General features: G+C 65.3%; 15 protein-coding genes and 1 pseudogene. 9 read left to right on the top strand and 7 right to left on the bottom strand.

What is annotated here, in order from left to right:
- Window position 1: 1 nt before the first annotated feature.
- From VFG49_RS06260 to VFG49_RS06280, 5 genes are read right to left on the bottom strand one after another with little or no spacing between them, the layout of a single operon-like run.
- Window positions 2-1,327: an acetyl ornithine aminotransferase family protein gene (locus VFG49_RS06260; protein WP_324858657.1), complete on the bottom strand. Its 1,326-nt coding sequence runs from the start codon at window positions 1,325-1,327 to the stop codon at window positions 2-4.
- 20 nt (window positions 1,328-1,347) lie between these two features.
- On the bottom strand, window positions 1,348-2,133 hold the full coding sequence (locus tag VFG49_RS06265; RefSeq protein WP_324858658.1) for a CoA-transferase subunit beta: 786 nt from the start codon (window positions 2,131-2,133) through the stop codon (window positions 1,348-1,350).
- Complete coding sequence (locus VFG49_RS06270) at window positions 2,130-2,975, bottom strand: CoA transferase subunit A (RefSeq protein ID WP_324858659.1); 846 nt, start codon at window positions 2,973-2,975, stop codon at window positions 2,130-2,132. The genes VFG49_RS06265 and VFG49_RS06270 overlap by 4 nt, the downstream gene beginning before the upstream one ends.
- Before the next feature lie 4 nt (window positions 2,976-2,979).
- On the bottom strand, window positions 2,980-4,563 hold the full coding sequence (locus VFG49_RS06275; RefSeq protein WP_324858660.1) for an aldehyde dehydrogenase family protein: 1,584 nt from the start codon (window positions 4,561-4,563) through the stop codon (window positions 2,980-2,982).
- A gap of 9 nt (window positions 4,564-4,572) precedes the next feature.
- Window positions 4,573-5,889, bottom strand: coding sequence for an aminotransferase class III-fold pyridoxal phosphate-dependent enzyme (locus VFG49_RS06280; protein ID WP_324858661.1), 1,317 nt, complete (start codon window positions 5,887-5,889; stop codon window positions 4,573-4,575).
- Between the two features lie 117 nt (window positions 5,890-6,006).
- Between VFG49_RS06280 and VFG49_RS06285 the strand changes: the two genes are divergently transcribed.
- The 9 genes and pseudogenes from VFG49_RS06285 (at window position 6,007) to VFG49_RS06320 (ending at window position 19,456) form a co-directional block, all read left to right on the top strand.
- The gene (locus tag VFG49_RS06285; protein WP_324858662.1) at window positions 6,007-6,813 is read left to right on the top strand and encodes an IclR family transcriptional regulator domain-containing protein; all 807 of its coding nucleotides are present in this window, start codon (window positions 6,007-6,009) and stop codon (window positions 6,811-6,813) included.
- A complete protein-coding gene (gene pcaF, locus VFG49_RS06290) occupies window positions 6,806-8,008 on the top strand; it encodes a 3-oxoadipyl-CoA thiolase (RefSeq protein WP_324858663.1) in 1,203 nt (400 codons plus the stop codon). Before VFG49_RS06285 ends, pcaF begins: the two co-directional genes overlap by 8 nt.
- A complete protein-coding gene (locus VFG49_RS06295) occupies window positions 8,005-10,041 on the top strand; it encodes a tetratricopeptide repeat-containing sulfotransferase family protein (protein ID WP_324858664.1) in 2,037 nt (678 codons plus the stop codon). The genes pcaF and VFG49_RS06295 overlap by 4 nt, the downstream gene beginning before the upstream one ends.
- Window positions 10,042-10,080: 39 nt before the next feature.
- Window positions 10,081-12,615, top strand: a complete 2,535-nt coding sequence (locus VFG49_RS06300; protein WP_414649066.1) for a TonB-dependent receptor — start codon at window positions 10,081-10,083, stop codon at window positions 12,613-12,615.
- Between the two features lie 415 nt (window positions 12,616-13,030).
- Window positions 13,031-16,465: a response regulator gene (locus VFG49_RS06305; protein WP_324858665.1), complete on the top strand. Its 3,435-nt coding sequence runs from the start codon at window positions 13,031-13,033 to the stop codon at window positions 16,463-16,465.
- Between the two features lie 13 nt (window positions 16,466-16,478).
- Window positions 16,479-17,303, top strand: a complete 825-nt coding sequence (locus tag VFG49_RS06310; RefSeq protein WP_324858666.1) for a CheR family methyltransferase — start codon at window positions 16,479-16,481, stop codon at window positions 17,301-17,303.
- Entirely contained in the window at window positions 17,300-17,869 is a 570-nt protein-coding gene (locus tag VFG49_RS06315; RefSeq protein ID WP_324858667.1) for a chemotaxis protein CheB, read from the top strand. The genes VFG49_RS06310 and VFG49_RS06315 overlap by 4 nt, the downstream gene beginning before the upstream one ends.
- A gap of 15 nt (window positions 17,870-17,884) precedes the next feature.
- A pseudogene (locus tag VFG49_RS19230) lies at window positions 17,885-18,269 on the top strand (response regulator); the annotation flags it as partial.
- 44 nt (window positions 18,270-18,313) lie between these two features.
- Window positions 18,314-19,456: a hybrid sensor histidine kinase/response regulator gene (locus tag VFG49_RS06320; RefSeq protein WP_414649067.1), complete on the top strand. Its 1,143-nt coding sequence runs from the start codon at window positions 18,314-18,316 to the stop codon at window positions 19,454-19,456.
- A gap of 15 nt (window positions 19,457-19,471) precedes the next feature.
- Here VFG49_RS06320 and VFG49_RS06325 read toward each other — a convergent pair whose 3' ends face one another.
- Together VFG49_RS06325 and VFG49_RS06330 are read right to left on the bottom strand one after the other, a co-directional pair.
- Complete coding sequence (locus tag VFG49_RS06325) at window positions 19,472-19,930, bottom strand: cupin domain-containing protein (protein WP_324858669.1); 459 nt, start codon at window positions 19,928-19,930, stop codon at window positions 19,472-19,474.
- Between the two features lie 11 nt (window positions 19,931-19,941).
- Window positions 19,942-20,379, bottom strand: a complete 438-nt coding sequence (locus tag VFG49_RS06330) for a carboxymuconolactone decarboxylase family protein (protein ID WP_324858670.1) — start codon at window positions 20,377-20,379, stop codon at window positions 19,942-19,944.
- Window positions 20,380-20,439 lie beyond the last annotated feature (60 nt).

The following is a 20,439-nucleotide window of genomic DNA, read 5'->3' on the forward strand; positions in this document are numbered from 1 at the left end:
GTCAGTGTGCCGCCAGCGCGTCGTCGAGCGCGGCGCGCAGCAGAACCATGGCCTCGTCGATCTCCTGCGTGCTGACGTTGAGCGGTGGCATGAAGCGCACGGTGCTGGTGCCGCAGGAAAGCAGCAGCAGCCCGTGGTGGAACGCGCGGGTGACCACGGCGTCGCAGAGCGCGCGGGCCGGCGTGCGTTGCTCGTCGTTCTCGATCAACTCCATGCCGATCATCAGGCCCTTGCCGCGCACCTCCCCGATGCACGGATAGTCCTTCGCCAGTTCGTGCAGCCGCTTCATGAAATGCGCGCCGGTGCGCGAGGCGTTTTCAGCGAGGCCGCCGACCACCAGGTCCAGCGTGGCGTTGGCCGCGGCGCAGGCCAGCGGATTGCCGCCATAGGTGTTGCCGTGCGCACCACGCTTCCATTGCGACATCAGCGAGCGCTTGGCGACCACCGCACCAATGGGCAGGCCGGAGCCGAGCCCCTTGGCAAGCGTCATGATGTCGGGCTTGACGCCCCAGTGTTCGCTGGCGAACAGCTTGCCGGTGCGGCCCACGCCCGACTGCACTTCATCGAAGATCAGCAGGATGCCGTGCTCGTCGCACAGCGCGCGCAGGCCGGCGAGGAAACCCTCCGGTGGCACCAGGTAGCCACCCTCGCCCTGGATGGGTTCCACCATGATCGCGGCCACTTCGGAGGCCGGCACGCTGCGTTCGAACAGCATGCGGATGTAGTTGAGCACCGCCTGGCCCTGGTCGCTGCCTGCGAACAGCGGACGGAACGGGTTGGGAAACGGCACATGCGTCACGCCCGGCATGGTCGGCGCGAAGCCGAGCTGTTGCGTGTACTTGCTCGACGTAAACGACAGCGAACCCATGGTGCGGCCGTGGAAGCCGCCGAGGAAACCGAGATAGCGCGGCCGACGCGTGACGTAACGAGCGAGTTTCAGCGCGCCCTCCACGGCCTCCGTGCCGGACTGGCACAGGAAGCTCATGGCCGGTTCGCCCATGGGCGCCACGCGTGCGATGCGTTCGCCCAGGCCGGTCATCTGTTCGTGCCAGTAGTCGCTGGAGATATGCAGGAACCGGTCGGCCGCCGCCTTGACCGCGTCGACGACCTCCGGATGCGCGTGTCCGGTCGCGCATACCGCGATGCCCGCTGCGAAATCGAGGAAGCGGTTGCCGTCGACGTCCCACACTTCGGTGCCGCGGCCGTGCGACATCACGAAGGGATAGTCGCGCGGGTACGACGGCGAGATGACTTCCGCGTCGCGGGCGATCATGGCCTGCGCCTTCGGACCGGGCAGGGACGTCTTGATATGGACGGAAGCGTTCATGGTGGGATTCCGGACGGCGGTCACAACGGAAGATGGACAGGGCGGGCGTGGGCTTCGCGCGTGCGGGCGTCCAGTGCGCGGAGAATTTCCAGTTCATGCGGCGTGGGCGGCGCTATCGTTTCGATGCGGTCGGCGACGCTGAGCGGCCAGCCGACGGCCGCCCGCGCTTCTTCCACGCTCACGCCATCGAACAGCGCGACCAGTTGCAGCTCTTCGCTTTCCGGGTGCGGCGAAAGCCGTCCGAAATCGGTGATGACCGCGCGCGGCCCTCCGCCGGGTACGCCGGATCGACTGCGCGCGCCATGCCCATCGAGGTATCCCGCGCTGGTGCGGAAATCGAGCTGCTCCACGAAGCTTCGCCGCGATGCCTTGGCCATCACGAACACCTGCTTGGCATGCATGGCGATTTCGGGCGCACCACCGGCGCCGGGCAGGCGCGTGGAGGGCGCATCGTAGGGGCCGATGACGGTACTGTTGAGGTTGCCGTGGCGATCGATCTGCGCCGCGCCGAGAAAGCCGATGTCCACACGGCCGGCCTGCAGGTAATAACTGAAGATGTCGGGCAGCGGCACCACGTACGCCGCTGTTTCGGCGAGTTCGCCATCGCCGATGGAAAGCGGCAGCACGTCGGGGCGCGTGCCGATGGTGCCCGATTCGTAGATGAGCACGATGCGCGGCGCATGCGTGAGCCGGGCGAGATTGCATGCGGCGCTCGGCAGGCCGATGCCCACGAAGCATACGCAGCCATCCTGCAGCAGGCGCGCGGCGGCCACGGTCATCCATTCGTCGCGGGTGCAAGCGCTCATGCGCGCGCCACCGGCAGGCTTTCAATGAAGGCGCGATGGTCGCGCTGCTGCAGCACGTGCTCGTGCATCCACGCCATGAAGCTGTCGCGTTCGCGTGCCACCGAATCCCACTGTCGGTAGAACGCGTTGTCACGCGTGTAGTGGCCCTGCGCGTAGGACGGATAAGCGCCGCCGGGGCAATGCACGATGGCACTGACGATCCAGTGCGGCAGCACGATGGCGTTCATCGCCGGCGGCAATTCGTCGACGATGTCCTCCACGGTAACGATCAGCACCCGCGCCGCCAGCGCCGCCTCGCGCGCCGCGCCCACGATGCCGTCGATGGCCACGTTGCCTTCACGATCCGCGCGCTGCGCATGCAGGATGGTGATGTCGGGATTGATGGCCGGAACGGCGGCCAATGTTTCGCCGGTGAAAGGGCACGTGACGCTGCGGATGTTGGCGTTGCGTGCGGGCAGATCGGTGCCGGCATAACCGCGCAGCGTGCCGAACGGCAATCGCGCCGCACCCGCGCAGAACGCGGCCGCCATGCCGGCGTGGCTGTGCTCGTCCAGCTCCAGCGGCAGCGGCCAGTGGTGTTCCACGGCATCACGCAAGCGATGCAGCGAACCCACGCCCGGGTTTCCGCCCCAGGAAAAGGTGAGTTTGCGCGCGCAGCCCATGCCGATCATCTGGTCGTAGACAAGGTCCGGCGTCATGCGGATCAGGTGCAGGTCGCGCTTGCGCTGCCGGATGATCTCGTGCGCCGCCGCGAAGGGAATCAGGTGCGTGAATCCTTCCAGCGCCACGCTGGCGCCATGGGCGACATAGTTCTCTATGGCATCGGCAAGAGTGAGCTGCATGCGTTCACTCCACGACCGTGCGCGATTGCTCGCGAAGGTATTGCGCCAGGTAGTAGAAAGAGGCGATGGCCTTGCCGGTGGAACCCGAGCCCTTCCATCCGCCGAAGGGCTGGTAGCCCGGCCATGCGCCGGTGGTGGCGCCCTGCGGCCGGTTGGCGTAGGTGACGCCGGCTTCGATGTGATCGTGGAACCAGGCGACTTCCTCTTCGCCGCCGAAGAAACCGGCCGTAAGTCCCATCGACGTATCGTTGGCCAGCCGCATGGCTTCCTCGCGATCGCGGTAGCGATGCAGCATCAGGATCGGCAGGAACATCTCCTGCTGCCACAGCGGATGGTCCAGCGCCGCTTCGGCCAGCATGGGCTCCACGTAATAGCCACGCGACAGCGCTGGCGCCGTGCCATGTTCAAGGCCCAGTCGCCGACCACCCCGTAGCACGTTGGCACCGCCGGCGCGCAACGCCTCCGCATAGCGTTCATAGCTGGCGTACGCGCTGGCATTCACCGCCGGCCCCAGCCAATGTTCGCGGCGACGCGGATCGCCGATGCGGATGGCGTCGATCTGGGCCTTGATGCCATCGATCAAGGCGTCCGCCACGCGCTCGTGCACATACAAACGCGACAGCGCCGAACATTTCTGTCCGCCCATGCCATAGGCGGAGCGCACGATGCCCGCGGCGGCGCGTTCGATGTCTGCGCGAGCGGTGACGATGCACGGATTCTTGCCGCCCATCTCCGCGATGCACGGACGCGGATATGCGCCACCGGCCATGTGTCGCATCAGCTCGCGGCCTACCGGCACGGAACCGGTGAAGGTGACGCCAGCCGTGTGGCGATGCTTGACGAGCGCCTCGCCGATATCCGCGCCCGAGCCGGACACATAGTTGAAGACACCCGGCGGAAAGCCCGCATCGCGGATGCAATCGGCGAGCAGGCGTCCCGACCACGGCGTGTCGCTGGCGCCCTTGAGCACTACCGTATTGCCGGTGACCAGCGCGGCTGCGGCCGGACCACCTGCGAGCGCCAGCGGAAAGTTGAACGGTGCGATCACCACCCACACGCCGTACGGGCGCATCACGCTCGCATTGTGGGAGGCAACCCCGTCGATGGGATCGTCGGGAAGCTTGCGCGCGTAGCCGGCGTGGCTTTCGTAATCGCCCGCGTAATGATGAAAGAAATCGACGGTTTCCTGCGCCTCGCCAAGCGCCTCCATGCGGTTCTTGCCGACCTCCAGCGTGAGTGCGGCGGCGATGTCATATACGCGCTCTTCCATCAACTTGCCGGCGCGGCGTACCAGTCGCGCGCGTTCGGCGACCGGCAGCGCGCGCCATGCGGGAAACGCCGCCTGCGCGGCCTCCATGGCATCGTTCGCGTCGTCCGTCGAGGCCAGTGCGAAATCGCCGAGCTTGAGGTCGAGGTCGAAGGGTGCGCGACGATCGGCGTGCGCGGCGGCATCGCGATCCTTGCCGGCGATGAACAGCGGATGGCGTGCTCCCAGCGTGGACTCCACCCGCGCCATGGCCTCCTCGAAGCGCTCGTGCATGGCCTCGGGCGGGTTGTACATGGTGGCGTAGGTGAGGCGGAAGCTCATCGATGCTCCTCAAGCGTGGGCGGGGAAAAAGCGGGCAAGCAGGCGATCGAGCAGGGCCAGCGCGTCGGCCAGCGCGTCCTCGTCGATGACCAGCGGCGGTGCCAGCAGGATCAGGTTGCCGCGCGTGGCGAACGACACGCCTTCGGCCATGGCGGCGTCGAGCAGGGCGGAGAGTTGCGGTGGCATTTGCGGCCACGGCGCCAGCGGCTCGCGTGTCTGGCGATCGGTGACAAGTTCGATCACCGCGAACAGGCCATGTCCGCCCCGCACGTCGCCGATCACGGCATGGCGCTGCTGCATGATTTGCAGCGCGCGAAACATCGTGGCGCCCAGCGCGCGCGATCGTTCGATCAGGCCGCCGTCTTCATACGCGCGCAACGCCGCGAGTCCGGCCGCGCACGCCAAGGGATGGCCGCAATACGTCAGGCCGGTGTAGAGCATCTCGTGCTGCAGGCGGCTGGCGATGCTGTTCGACAACACCACGGCGCCCAGCGGTATGTGCGCACCAGTCAGGCCCTTGGCCAGTGTCATCAGGTCGGGCTTGCCGGCCTCGCCATGGCGCTGCCAGGCAAACCATTCGCCGCATCGGCCGAAGCCGCTCATCACTTCATCGGCGATCAGGCATACGCCCCGGGCTCGCGTGGCTTCGCGCAGGCCGGGCCAATAGTTGTCTGGCGCCACGATGCCGTTAGTGCCGGCGTTGGGTTCCATCATCACTGCAGTGACCGCACCGGTGCGCTGGTCGATGGCATCGGCGACGGCCGCCACGGCGCGTTCGCCGCAGAGGGTTTCGTCACCGCTGCCATAGGCCTGGCGATACGCGTAGGGCGGCGCCACGTGCAACGCACCGAACGCGTCATCGTCGACCTGGGCGCGCGTGCGCGCATCGCCGGAAAGCGCCATGCAGGCGTAGCTGGCGCCGTGATAGGAGCGATCGCGCGTGATGACCAGGCCGCGTGGCTTGCCCGTCGCCTGGCGGGCGAATTTCACCGCGTTTTCGTTGGCGTCCGCGCCGGCGAGCGTGAAGAACACGCGCCCGCCCTCGAAACCAGCCTTCTCCAGCAATGCCTCGGCGAGCAGGGCGCGCGGCTCGGCGCCCCATGCGGATGTCACGAAGCACAGCTGTTCGGCCTGTCGCCGGATGGCTTCCACCACGGCGGGATGCTGGTGGCCGAGGTTGCTGCATTCGGCCAGGCTGCTCATGTCCAGGATGAGGCGTCCATCGGCCAGTTGCAGGTGCGCGCCACGACCGCCCACGACCGTCGGAGCCCGCCAATCAGCCTGCACGCACCAGCTGTGCAGGACGCTGTCGCCTTCGTTTGCCAAGCCTCTCCCCCCGGATGAGCTTGTTCGATTACCGAACAGAAATTCGTATTGCGAACTCATTGGAATCCTTCTACGCTCGGTCTGTCAATCGGCTTTTTCGGCTTTATGGAATCGACATTGTTTGAGGACAGTGCGGATTACGTGCAGTCGCTTGCGCGCGGCTTGCAGGTGTTGCGTGCGTTCGACCGGGAGATGGCCAGTCCAAGCCTGTCGCAGGTGGCCGAACGCACGGGTTTGTCGCGTGCGGTGGCGCGTCGATTGCTGCTGACGCTGCAGCATCTGGGCTATGTCGGCAGCCAGGGGAGAAGCTTCTATCTCACCCCGCGCGTGTTGGAGCTGGGCTACAGCTATCTCACGTCGCTGGACCTCACCGACCTGGCGCAACAGAGCCTGGCGCTGCTGGCCGAGCGCGTGGGCGAGTCGTGCTCCATGGCGGTACTGGACGGACAGGACATCGTGTACGTGTTGCGCGTGCCGGTGCGTCGCGTGATGAGCGTTGCGCTCGGCGTGGGTGCCCGCTTGCCGGCATACGCCACGTCGATGGGGCGCGCCGTGCTTGCCGGCCATTCCGATGCCGAACTCACCGCATGGCTGCGTGGGCAGAAGCTGCGCGCACTCACGCCCTACACGGTGCGCACGGCCACGGCGTTCAAGGCGCAGGTGCGCCAGGCGCGGGACCTCGGCTACGCCATGGTGTCCCGCGAACTGGATGTGGGCCTGCTTTCCATCGCCGTGCCGATACGTACCGCCGAGGGCCGCACCGTCGCCGCGCTCAATGTCGGCATGCCCTATAGCGAAGATGCTGCCGCGCGCGCCATCAAGGTGATTCTCCCGGCGTTGCGCGATGCACAGCGTTCCGTCGAACACGCCGTTCAACACGGCGGCTGGCAACCGCACCTGGCGCTGTCGAGCCTTTATGGCTGACGCCTATATCGTCGACGCGACGCGCACGCCTTTCGGCCGCCATGGCGGTGCGCTGGCCCGCGTCCGCACCGACGACCTCGCGGCATGGCCCATTACCGCCTTGATGCAGCGCTATCCGTCACTGGACTGGGCGGCGCTGGACGAAGTCATCCTTGGCTGCGCCAACCAGGCGGGCGAAGACAACCGCAACGTTGCACGCATGGCCGCGCTGCTGTCGGGCCTGCCGGAAACCGTGCCCGCGGTGACGGTCAATCGCCTGTGCGCGTCGGGTCTGGAGGCGGTGGGTCAGGCGGCACGCGCCATCGTTTGCGGCGAAGCCCACCTCGTGCTTGCTGGCGGCGTGGAAAGCATGTCGCGCGCGCCCTATGTGATGGCCAAGGCGGAGAGCGCACTTGGCCGCGAGCAGCAACTGGAAGACACCACGCTCGGCTGGCGGATGATCAATCCACGCATGCGCGAACGCTACGGCGTCGACTCGATGACGCAGACCGCGGAGAACCTCGCGCGCGAACACGGCATCGCCAGAAGCGATCAGGACGCCTATGCGCTGCGCAGCCAGCAGCGTGTCGCCTCGGCCCGCCAGAACGGCTGGCTGGCCGAAGAGATCAGCAGCATCGATGCGCCGTGCGGCAAGCAGGCCATCGTCGTCGATGCGGACGAACATCCGCGCCCGCAGACCACGGCCGAGCAGCTTGCCGTGCTCAAGCCGCTGCTAGGCGAGGGCAGCAGCATCACCGCCGGCAATGCATCGGGTCTCAATGATGGCGCTGCCGTGTTGTTGCTCGCTTCGAAAGATGCGCTCGCCAAACACGGCCTGCAGCCCTTGGCGCGCATCACCGGCATGGCCGCGGCCGGCGTGGCACCGCGCGTGATGGGCATCGGTCCCGTCCATGCCATCCGCAAGCTGCTTGCAGCCAGGGGGTTGTCGCTTTCGGACTTCGATCGCCTGGAAATCAACGAAGCGTTCGCCGCGCAGGTACTGGCGTGCTCGCGCGCCTTGGGTCTTGCCGACGACGCGGAGCATCTCAATGCGAATGGCGGCGCCCTTGCGCTTGGCCATCCGCTGGGTGCGAGCGGCGCGCGGCTGGCGATGACGGCGGCGTTCGCGATGCGCCGCCATCGCCAGCGACGCGCGCTGGTAAGTCTTTGCGTGGGCGTTGGCCAGGGGCTTGCCCTGGCAATGGAGCAGCCATGACCGTAAGCCCGGCCGACAACGCAGTCACTGGCACGCTGGAGCAGGCGCTGATGCATTGTGCGCACCTGCTCGAACGTGATCCGCGCCTGGCGGCCGAGCAGGCAACCGAGATCCTCAAGGTGGTCGACGGCCATCCTGCGGCGCTTCGCGTGCTCGGCGTGGCCAAGGCTTTGCAGGGCAACCCGCACGCGGCACTGGCCATCCTTGAACCCTTGGCGCACGCGCAGCCGAACTGGGCGCAGTTGCACCTTGATCTCGGTCTCGTGCTGGGCCGTGCGGGCCGAGGCCAGGACGCCATCACCGCCTTGCGTCGCGCCGTCGTGTTGAAGCCCGACCTGCCGCAGGCCTGGCGCGCGCTGGGTGATCACCTGCTGGCAGCGGGCGAGCCCGAAGCAGCCGACGTCGCTTATGCGCAGCACGTGCGCCACTCCATTCGCGATCCGCGCCTGCTTGCTGCCGCCACGGCGCTGGCGGAAAACCAGGTGCCGCAGGCGGAGGCGTTGTTGCGCCAGCACCTGCGAGAGGCGCCCACGGATGTGGCCGCCATCCGCATGCTGGCCGAGGTCGCCATGCGCCTGGGACGCAACGACGATGCGCTGAACCTGCTTGCCCGCTGTCTCGAACTGGCGCCCGGCTTTCACGCAGCCCGTCAGAACTACGCGCTGGCACTGCATCGTGGCAACCAGCCCGAGCAGGCGTTGGCCGAGATCGAGCAACTGCTTGCCGTATCGCCCGATCACCCCGGCTATCGCAACCTCAAGGCCGTCGTGCTGTGCCGCATCGGCGACTACGAACCGGCCATCCATCTCTACGCCGACCTGCTGCGCCAGTATCCGGACAATCCCAAGGTATGGATGAGCTACGGCCATGCGCTGAAGACTGCCGGGCACATGGAGCGGGCGATCGCGGCCTACCGGCAGAGCCTCTCGCTGGAACCGTCGTTCGGCGAAGTCTGGTGGAGCCTGGCCAATCTCAAGACCTTCCGTTTCAGCGAGGACGACCTCGCCACCATGCGCGCGCAGCTGGCCCGCACGGGTCTCGGCGACGAGGACCGCCTGCACCTGGAGTTCGCGGTGGGCAAGGCACTGGAGGATATCGAAGCCTACGAGGCCTCGTTCCGGCATTACGCGCAGGGCAACGCCATCCGCCACGGCCAATTGCACTACAGGGCCGAGGAAACCAGCGCGCGCGTGCGCCATGTCCAGCGGCGCTATTCGCGTGAGTTTTTCGCAGCGCGCGAGGGCGTCGGCTGCGAGGCGCGCGATCCCATCTTCATCGTCGGATTGCCCCGCGCCGGTTCCACCCTCATCGAGCAGATCCTCTCCAGCCACAGCCAGGTGGAGGGCACGATGGAGCTGCCCGAGATCACCTCGATCACGCGGCTGTTGCGCGAGCAGGGCGACGAAGACAGCGTCATGCCGTATCACGACGTGCTGGCCACGCTCGATGGGCCTGCGTTGCGCGAGCTGGGCGAACGTTATCTCGCCCACACGCGCATCCATCGCAAGACGTCGGCACCGTTGTTCATCGACAAGATGCCGAACAACTTCATGCATGTCGGCCTTATCCATCTGATGCTGCCGAACGCCAAGATCATCGACGCGCGCCGCCATCCGCTGGCGTGCTGCTTTTCCGGCTTCAAGCAGCACTTCGCGCGCGGCCAGAGCTTCAGTTACAGCCTTGACGATCTCGGGCGCTATTACCGCGATTACGTCTCGCTGATGGCGCATTTCGACGAAGTGCTGCCGGGGCGCATCCATCGCGTCATCTACGAAAACATGGTCGACGACACCGAAGGCGAAGTGCGCCGGCTGCTCGACTATTGCGGCCTGCCGTTCGAATCGTCATGCCTGCGCTTCTTCGAGAACGCGCGGCCCGTGCGCACGGCCAGTTCAGAACAGGTGCGCCAGCCGATCTACCGGGAGGGGGTGGATCACTGGCGGCATTACGCGCCGTGGCTGGCGCCGTTGCAGGAGGCTTTGGGGGCGGTGCTCGGGAGTTATCCCGCAGTGCCGCCAGGGGAGGCGGGCTAGTGCAGTCGCCGTTTTCGTCGTCACCGGGGAGGGTAGTCGATGCAGAGGGGCAGGCCAAAAGGGCCAACAGGTAGAGAACGAAAAGGGCTTGCCAGAGTGCCGCTGGCCGCGGCGATCTGCCTGGCCATGGCGCCGTCCGTGTTTGCGCAGGACAGCGGACAGCAACTGCCGACGGCAACGAGCCAGCCGCCGGCGGATCAGCCGTCGACCAAGAAGGCCGCCACGCTGGCGGCGGTGACCGTTACCGCGCAGAAGCGTGAGGAAAACCTGCAGAAGGTACCGATCAACATCAATGTACTGGGGCAGGACAGGCTGGACGAACTCCACGTCAAGACGTTCGACGATTACGTGAAGTACCTGCCCAGCGTGTCCTACACGACGCTTGGTCCGGGCTTCGCGCTGGTGTACATGCGTGGCGTGGCCAGCGGTGGCGACGGCAACCATTCCGGCTCGCTGCCCAGCGTCGGCGTCTATCTGGATGAAGAGCCGGTCACCACGATCCAGGGCCCGCTCGATATCCACATGTACGACATCGCACGCGTGGAATCGCTGTCCGGCCCACAAGGCACGCTGTATGGCGCCAGCGCGGAAGCCGGTGCCTTGCGCATCATCACCAACAAGCCCGATCCAAGCGCGTTTGCGGCGAGTTACAGCGTCGGCCTGGACGCCTTGACCAACGGTGGCGTTGGCTACACCGCCGAAGGCATGGTGAACATTCCGATGTCGAGCAGCGCGGCGATCCGACTCGTTGGCTGGCACGAGCACGATGCCGGTTACATCGACAACGTGGTCGGGCAGCGCACGTTCCCGACGTCGGGCATCACGGTGAGCAATGCCAAGTGTTCGTCGACGGCCGACTTTGTGTGCACCGGCGCCGCAAAGAAGGATTACAACGACGCCGACACCACCGGCGGACGTGCCGCGCTGAAGCTCAACCTCAACGACGAATGGACGATCAGCCCGACCGTGATGGGGCAGCAGACCATTGCCAACGGTACCCCGTTCTCCGATCCGCAGGTGGGCAGCCTCGAGCTGACGCATTTCTACAAGGAATACACCAACGATCGCTGGTTCCAGGCCGCGCTGACGGTACAGGGCAAGATCGGCAACTTCGATCTCACCTATGCCTATGCGCACCTCAAGCGCGTGACGGAAGAAGACAGCGACTACAGCGACTATTCGTTCTGGTACGACACGCTGGCGGGCTATGGCGCGTACATCTACGACAACAGCGGTAACCTGATCAACCCGTCGCAGTACATCCAGGGGCGCGATCACTACAAGAAGGACAGCCACGAGCTGCGCATTGCCTCGCCGGCGGACGATCGCCTGCGCGTGGTGGCCGGCCTGTTCTGGGAAAAGCAGCTGCACGACATCGAACAGCGCTACATGATCAACGGGTTCGCCGACAGCCTGTCGATTACCGGCTGGCCCAATACGCTATGGCTCACCGAGCAGCGGCGCATCGACCAGGACGAGGCGGTGTTCGGGGAACTGTCGTATGACTTCATCCCCGAAACCCTCACCGGTACCATCGGTGGGCGTTACTTCCGCACCGACAACAGCCTGGGTGGCTTCTACGGCTTCAGCAAGGGCTACTCGCCCACGTCCTCGTACGGCGAAGCGGGATGTATCACGCCCGATCCTTATCGCGGTGCGCCGTGTCAGGACTTTGCCAAGGACACCAAGGAAAACGGTTCGCTCGGCAAGGCCAATCTGTCATGGCAGATCACGCCGGAGCAGATGATCTACGGCACGTGGTCCGAGGGGTTCCGTCCCGGCGGCATCAACCGTCGTGGCAGCCTCCCGCCGTACAAGTCCGACTACCTCACCAACTACGAGCTGGGCTGGAAAACCACCTGGTTCGACAATCGCCTGTCGTTCAACGGTGCGGTGTTCCGCGAGAGGTGGAAGGACTTCCAGTTCAGCATTCTCGGCGCCAACGGCCTCACGGAAATCAAGAACGCAGGACAGGCACAGATCGACGGCCTGGAATCCGACCTCAACTGGGCGGCAACCTATAACCTGCAGATCGGCGCGGGCATCGCGTTGTACAACGCGAAGCTCACGGAGAACTACTGCGGCTTCACCGACCCCAATGGCAACCCGATCACCCACTGTCCCGCAGGCACCATCAATCCGTTGACCGGCGATGTCGTCGACGGACCGCAGGCGCCCAAGGGTACCCAGTTGCCGGTCACGCCGCGCTTCAAGGGCAACCTCACGGCGCGTTACACGTGGGACATCGGTGATCGCCAGGCCTTCGTGCAAGGTGCCGTGGTGCATGTGGGCGAGCGTACTTCTGACCTGCGAACGGTGGAACGTGGCCTGCTGGGCAACATGCCGGCATACACCACGTTTGATCTTTCCGCCGGCATCAAGAAGCACGGCACGTCGCTGGACGTCTACATCAACAACGTGTTCGACACGCGAGGCCAGCTCAACCGCTTCACCGAATGCGCGGAAGCGGTCTGCGCCGCGCACGACGTGGTGCCGGCGTATCCGAACGGTCAGGTCTATACCGTCATGACGCCGCCGCGCACCATCGGTATCCGGTTCTCGCAGGAGTTCTAACGGGGAGAGGGACCGTGGTCATTGGCCACGGGAGGCCCCGGCGCAAGCCGGGGCCTTTTTTCCGCCTCGCGCCCTGTTCGCGCGACGTAAACCCTTCACGTGAAAGGGCCTTCGAAATTTTGACGCGGCCGTGACATTTCAACCGACAGGCTCGCGGCCCCGCGAACCATGTCGAGGCTGGCGGGCGCGCGAACGGCAGCATCACAGGGGAAAGCATGTCACTGGCCACGCCCATCGGCGCTCCACATCCCACGAGGGGTGCCACTTGCCGTGCCCGGCGCGGGTTGCGACGGGCTCGCTCCGCGTTCCGCAGGCAAGCGCTGCCTGTCAGGCAGTCGCCCCATGGCCGGCCCCGGGCATGCCATAGTCCCTCGATCTTTTCGAACCTTTGCCACATCCCATCGTCCCGGATTCCATGAACTCCAAAGCCTCGCGTCCCAGCTCGCTGTACGTCCACGGCACCGAACGGCGAACCTCGTTTGCCCTCATCGCGGTCATCGTCTTTTTCGTGGTCAGCGGCGCGGTCGCCTACTTCAACATCCAGACCATTCGCGACGACAACCGCAAAGTCCTGCAGTCACAGGAAACCGTGGCGGCGCTCAACGCCATTCTTTCCAGCGTCCAGGATGCGGAAACCGGGCAGCGTGGTTTCCTGCTCACCGGCAATGACCGTTACCTGGAGCCTTACCGCGCGGCGCTGGCGGATATCCCGGCCCGGCTGGATACGATCAGGGTGCTGACGCGCGACAACCGCAATCAGCAGGAACGCCTCAAGGTGCTCTCCGGCCGGCTCGACGACAAGCTCGCCGAACTGAAGGAAACCATCGAGCTGCGCCGCCGGCAGGGGCTTGATGCGGCGCTTTCGGTAGTGGGTTCGGATCGTGGCAAGTCGGACATGGATGCCATCCGCGCGCAGCTGGCGGCCATGCAGGATGACGAAGCGGACCTGCGCAAGCGGCGCATGGACGAAATGGCCACCGCCTATAACGGCGCGTTGACCAGCGGCCTGCTGAGCGGCCTGCTCGGCGTGGCGCTCACCATCTTCGTGGCCGTGATGATCCGCAACGCCACGCGTGCGCGTCAGCGCGATGCCTGGCTGCAGAAAGGCCAGCTGGAGCTGGCCACGGTGATGGCCGGCGAGCAGCACGCCGAACAGCTCGGCGCCAATATCCTGGGTTTCCTGGCGCGCTTCGTCGACGCACAGGCGGGTGCGCTGTTCGTCAGCAGCGCTGGTGCCTATGAGCGCATCGGCGGCTATGGCTTGCCGCCTGACCGCGACATCGCTACGCGCTTCGCGCCAGGCGAAGGCCTGCTGGGGCAGGCGGCGGTGGAGGGCAGGACGTTGGTGGTGAACGACATTCCCGACACCTACCTGATCGTGGGCTCGGCGCTGGGCCAGGAGAAGCCGCGCCACCTGGTGATCGCCCCGAGCACGGTGGACGGCGACGTCAATGGCGCCATCGAACTGGGCTTCTTTCGCCCGGTGGACGACGACGTGGTGGCCTTGCTCGAACGCGCTTCGCCATTGATCGGCGTGGCATTGCGTTCGGCCACCTACCGCGCCGAACTCACTCGCCTGCTTGAGGAAACCCGCCGCCAGTCCGACTCGCTGCAGGTGCAGGGAGAGGAGTTGCGCGTCTCCAACGAGGAGCTGGAAGAGCAAAGCCGCGCGCTCAAGCAGTCGCAGTACCAGCTCGAGCAGCAGCAGGTGGAACTGGAGCAGACCAACGCGCACCTGGAGGAACAGGCCCAGCAGTTGGAATCGCAGCGCGACGACCTCGCCCGCGCCAACCAGGCCATCGAGGCCAAGGCACACGAAGTGCTGCGCGCCAGCCGCTACAAGTCCGACTTCCTCGCCAACATGTCGCACGAGTTGCGCACGCCGCTAAATTCAGCGCTGATCCTGTCCAAGCTGCTGGCCGACAACCCGCATGGCAATCTCACCGAGGAACAGGTGAAGTTCGCCAGCACCATCCATTCTTCCGGCAACGATCTGCTGACGCTGATCAACGATATCCTCGACCTTTCCAAGATCGAGGCCGGCCACATCGATATCCGTCCCGAGCCGCTGTCGGTCGAGCGGCTCGTCAAGGACCTCGTGCGCCTGTTCCACCCGGTCGCCGAGCAAAAGGGCCTGGTGTTCGAGGCGAGCGTGGCGCCAGGATGCCCGGAGATCATCGACACCGATCGCCAGCGCCTGGAACAGATCATCAAGAACCTGCTGTCGAACGCGCTGAAGTTCACCGAGCAGGGCAGCGTGACCTTGCAGGTGCACCCGGATGCGCATGGCCGCGTGGCGTTTGCCGTGACGGACACCGGCATCGGCATTGCAGACGACCAGCAGCAGCGCATCTTCGAGGCCTTCCAGCAGGCCGATGGCACCATCAGCCGCAAGTTCGGCGGCACCGGCCTGGGCCTTTCCATCTCGGTGGAACTGGCGCGACTGCTGGGCGGCACGGTGGCGGTGGACAGCAAGGAAGGCCAGGGCAGCATCTTTACGCTCAGCATCCCCGTACATGCGGGCGCGCTGTCGCTGTCCTCGCCTTCGCTCGCCGTGGCCGCCGAGGCGTTGACGGTGACGCCGAAGAAGGTCGAAAAGCCCGCGGACGTGCCCGCACCGCAGCCTCGCGTGGCCGACGATCGCAGCGAACAGGCTGACCAGCGGCGCACCATCCTGGTGATCGAAGACGATGAGAACTTCGCGCAGATCCTGCGCGATCTCGCGCGCGAAATGCATTTCCGCTGCCTGGTGGCCACCAGCGCGCAGGAAGCACTGCGGCTGGCGCGCGAGCAGCGGCCGCAGGCGATCGTCCTGGACATTGCGCTGCCAGACCAGTCGGGCCTTTCCGTACTCGACATCCTCAAGCGCGACATCCGCACGCGCCACATTCCCATCCACGTGGTATCCGCCTCGGACCACTCGCATGCGGCGTTGACGATGGGTGCCGTGGGCTACCTGCTCAAGCCGGTGAAGCGACAGCAGCTGACCGACGCGTTGAACAAGCTGGAGGCCAAGCTCTCGCAGGACGTGCGCCGCGTGCTGGTCGTGGAAGACGACGACGTGCAGCGTGACGCCGTGCGCAAGCTGCTGGCGTCGGCGGGCGTACAGACCGTGGGCGCCGGCACCGCCGCGGAATGCCTGGACTATCTCAAGGATGAAACCTTCGATTGCATGGTGCTGGACCTGTCCTTGCCCGATGCGTCCGGCTTCTCGCTGCTGGAAACCCTCAGTGAGGAAGGCGTGTATGCGTTCCCGCCAGTCATCGTATATACCGGCCACGATATTTCGGCGGCCGAGGAAGAGCGGCTTCGCCACTACTCCAAGTCGATCATCATCAAGGGCGCCAAGTCGCCCGAGCGACTGCTCGATGAAGTGACGCTGTTCCTGCACCAGGTGGTTACCGAACTGCCCGCCGAGCAGCAGAAGATGATCCAGGAGGCCCAGCACCGCGACGCCGTGCTCGAGGGGCGCCGCATCCTGGTGGTGGAAGATGATGTGCGCAACGTCTATGCGTTGATCAACATCCTCGAGCCGCGCGGCTGCACCATGGTGATCGCGCGCAACGGCCAGGAAGCGATCGACGCACTGGAAAAGGCCTCGGGCGACCAGGGACAAGGCATCGACCTGGTGCTGATGGACGTGATGATGCCGGTGATGGACGGCCTGACCGCCACGCGGGTGATTCGCGACGACGAGCGCTGGAGCCGGCTGCCCATCATCGCGCTGACCGCCAAGGCCATGCCCGACGATCAGGAAATCTGCCTGCAGGCGGGCGCCAACGACTACATGGCCAAACCGCTGGACGTAGACAAACTGGTATCGCTGGTGCGCGTGTGGCTGGCCAGGTAAGCAGGAAGCACGGATGACCGACCGCATCGAAGAGCTCGAGATCAACCTGCTGCTGGAAGCGCTTTACCAGCGGTTCCATTACGACTTCCGCGACTATTCCAAGGCATCCATCACGCGCAGGCTGCGCCAGCTCAAGGAGCGTTTGGGATATCGCAATTATTCAGCCATGCTGGAAGGCCTGTTGCACGATCCGGCCGTTTTTCCGCAGATGGTGGGCTACCTGACAGTGCAGGTCAGCGAGATGTTCCGCGATCCCTCGTATTTCCGCGCCCTGCGCGAGAAGGTCGTGCCGCACCTGCGCACGTACCCGTCGCTGAAGGTATGGGTGGCCGGCTGCAGTGGCGGCGAGGAGCTTTATTCGCTCGCCATCCTGTTCCGCGAGGAGGGCCTGGAGAAGCGCACCATGTTCTACGCCACCGACATCAATCCTCGCGCACTGGAGATCGCCGCGGCGGGCGTCTACGAGCTGGACCGCATCAAGGGCTTTACGGAAAACCACCAGCAATCAGGCGGCCGCTCGTCGCTTTCCGATTACTACACGGCGGCCTATGGGCGCGCGTCGTTCGATCGCACGCTGCGCGAACGCGTGGTGTTTTCCGATCACAGCTTGGTCACCGATGCCGTATTCGGCGAGATGCACCTCATCTCGTGCCGCAACGTGCTCATCTATTTCAACAATGACCTGCAGGACCGCACGCTCAAGCTCTTCAGCGACTCGCTGATCCGCAAGGGTTTCCTGGGCCTGGGTTCGAAGGAAAGCCTGCGCTTCTCCAGCCAGTCCGATGCCTTCCAGGATTTCATGCTGGGCGAAAGAATCTACCAGAGGCGCGATCCATGAGCAGCAATGCGCGCATCATGGCGGTGGCCATCGGGGGCTCGGCGGGCGCGGTGGCGTCGCTATCCTTGATCCTGAAAGAGTTGCCGGTGGATTACCGGCCCACGGTGTTCGTCACGGTGCACCTGCGCGCCGACAGCAAGAGCGTCCTGGTGGACGTGCTGCGCGCGCAGTGCCAGATCGAAGTGTGCGAAGCGGAGGACAAGATGCCCATTCGGCAAGGTACGGCCTATATCGCGCCGCCCAATTACCATCTTCTCGTGGAGAACACGGGAGCGTTGGCATTGTCGACGGACGAGCCGGTGCATTTTTCGCGGCCATCCATCGATGTATTGTTTGAAAGCGCGGCAGACGCTTATGGCGCGGCACTGGTGGGCGTCGTGCTTTCCGGCGCCAATCGCGATGGCGCGCACGGACTGTCGGCCATCCGGGCCGCAGGGGGTATCGTCATGATCGAGGACCCTTCGGCCGCCTACGCGTCCACCATGCCGCTGGCGGCATGGAATGCCTGTCCGGAAGCCCAGGTGGGCACGCCCGGACAACTCGCATCATTCTTGAAGCAACTGTAAGGGCGCCACACAGTCATGGATCCGGTCTACTTTCTTCTCGTCGACGATCTCGAGGAAAACCTCCTGGCCCTGGAGGCGCTTCTGCGCCGCGACGACCTGGTGTTGCTCAAGGCACACTCGGGCGAGGAAGCGCTTGAACTGATGCTGGCGCACGACATCGCGCTGTGCCTGCTCGACGTGCAGATGCCTGGCATGGACGGCTTCGAGCTGGCCGAAATCATGCGCGGCAATGACCGCACGCGACATGTACCGATCATCTTTCTTACCGCCAGCGCATCGGACAACCAACGTGCGTTCCGCGGCTATGGCGCGGGCGCCGTCGACTTCATCCAGAAGCCGATCGAATGGGACATCCTGCGCAGCAAGGCCAATGTGTTCTTCGAATTGCATCGCCAGCGGCAGCAGATCGCGGCGCAGCGTGACCGGCTGGAAGCGTACGCGGACATGGTCACGCGTTCGGACCGCTACAAGGACCAGTTCCTGGCCATCCTCGCGCACGAACTACGCAACCCGCTTACGCCGTTGCGCATGGGTCTGGACATCTTGAACAGCCAGCCGTCACCCGAACGCGCGCAGCAGATCCACGCCGTGATGGACCGGCAGCTGGTGCACCTGGTGCGACTGGTGGACGATCTTCTCGACGTCTCCCGCGTCAGCCAGGGAAAGATCGTGCTGAAGAAGGAGCGCATCCCGCTTTCGGACATCATCCAGTCCGCCGTGGAAGCGGCGCGACCGCTGGTGGACAGCGGCAGGCATGCGCTGCGCGTGGACATGCCGGTGCGGCCGATGTGGGTGAATGGTGACCGGACTCGCCTGGCCCAGGTAGTGGGCAATCTGCTGAGCAATGCCGCCAAGTACACGCCACCCGGAGGCAAGCTGTCGCTGGAAGTCCATCGGGAAGGGCAGGATGTGCGCATCGTCGTCATCGACAACGGCCTTGGCATTCCGCTGGCCATGCAGTCGAAGATCTTCGAGCTGTTCACGCAGGTGGGGGAGCACACCGCGCGGGCGCAGGGCGGCCTTGGCATCGGGCTCGCACTGGTCAAGCAGTTCGTGGCCATGCACGACGGCTCCATTGCCGTGCAAAGCGACGGTGAAAATACCGGCAGCCGCTTCACGGTCCGGCTGCCATTGCTGGCCGAGATCCCTGAAGGGGCGAGCGCGAATGCCGGGCAGCCCGTGCGGCCCGAACATCCGCCGCGTCGCATCCTCGTGGTTGATGACAACGAAGACGTGGCAGAAACCATCGGTTGGCTGCTGAGCGAAATGGGGCACGAGTTTCGTCTCGTGCACGATGGCCGCGAAGCATGCGACGCGGCTCGCGAGTTCAAGCCCGATGCGGTGCTGCTTGATATCGGCATGCCGCAGATGGACGGCTATGCGGTATGCCGCGCGTTTCGGGAGGATCCGGCGCTGCGCGACCTGCCAGTGATCGCGCAGTCGGGTTGGGGCCAGGAGCAGGACAAGAACAAGACGGCCAAGGCCGGCTTTGATCATCACATCGTCAAGCCGGTGGGTTACGACGACCTGGAGCGCGCGCTTACGCTGGCGATCCAGTCACGACGCATTGCCCATCCGGTGCCCTGAGCTGCCTGCCGTCGTTCATGGCGACGGCGTCTTCGACCCGCCGGCCTTGTCCCCTTGCGGCAGCGGCAGCTTGATGGGGTCGCCATCTCCCACGACGGCCCACACCAGCAACTTTGCCGGCTGCGTGGCGCTGGCATTGCGCGTGACCAGGTGGTGCACGCGCGGCGCCTCGTACCAGGTTTGGCCCTGCGTGTAGGTATGCGGCGACTGGCCTTCCAGCTGCGAGGTCACGCTGCCTTCGAGCACGTAGGCGAAGATCGATCCGGGATGCAGATGGGGCGCCGCGCTTTGTCCTGGCGCCAGTGTGACCGTGGCGATCAGCACGTTCTTCCCTGGCGCATCGCTTATGGCCTGCTTCATCAACGGCTGCACGGATTCCGATCTGCTGTCGTGGGCTCGCAGCGGCGGCGTAACGGCCAGCACTGTTGCGCCGGCCAGCAGCAGGACCGAAAGGCGAGCAAGTGTGGCATTCATGGCATGCGTCCTCAGGCCGGCAGTTTGCGGAAGGCAATCGCAAAGCGGTTCCAGCCGTTGATGGCCACGATGAGCAGGGTGAGGTCGGTCAGCTCTTCGGGTGTGAAATGCGGCTGCACGGACTCCCACACGTCGTCGGGCACATGGTTGCCGGCGATCAGGGTGAGCGATTCGGTCCATTCCAGCGCGGCGCGCTCGCGATCGGTGAAGAACGGCGTTTCGCGCCAGACGCTCAAGGTCGCCAGGCGACGCTCGTTCTCGCCGGCCTTGCGCGCGTCGGTCGAGTGCTGGTCCACGCAGTAGGCACAACCGTTGATCTGCGAGGTGCGCAGGCGCACGAGTTCGATGAGGGATTTTTCCAGGCCGCTTTTGCCGATGCGCTGTTCCAGGCCGATCATGGCCTTGATGGCATCGGGGCTGGACTTGTAGAAGTCGAGACGCTGGTTCATGAGGGAAGTCTCCAGGGTGGCACTCGGGAACGTGGGAACAGGTTAGACTTCCCACTGGCC

Source organism: Dyella sp., assembly GCF_035685885.1.
In the GTDB taxonomy this organism is placed as follows: Bacteria; Pseudomonadota; Gammaproteobacteria; order Xanthomonadales; family Rhodanobacteraceae; genus Dyella.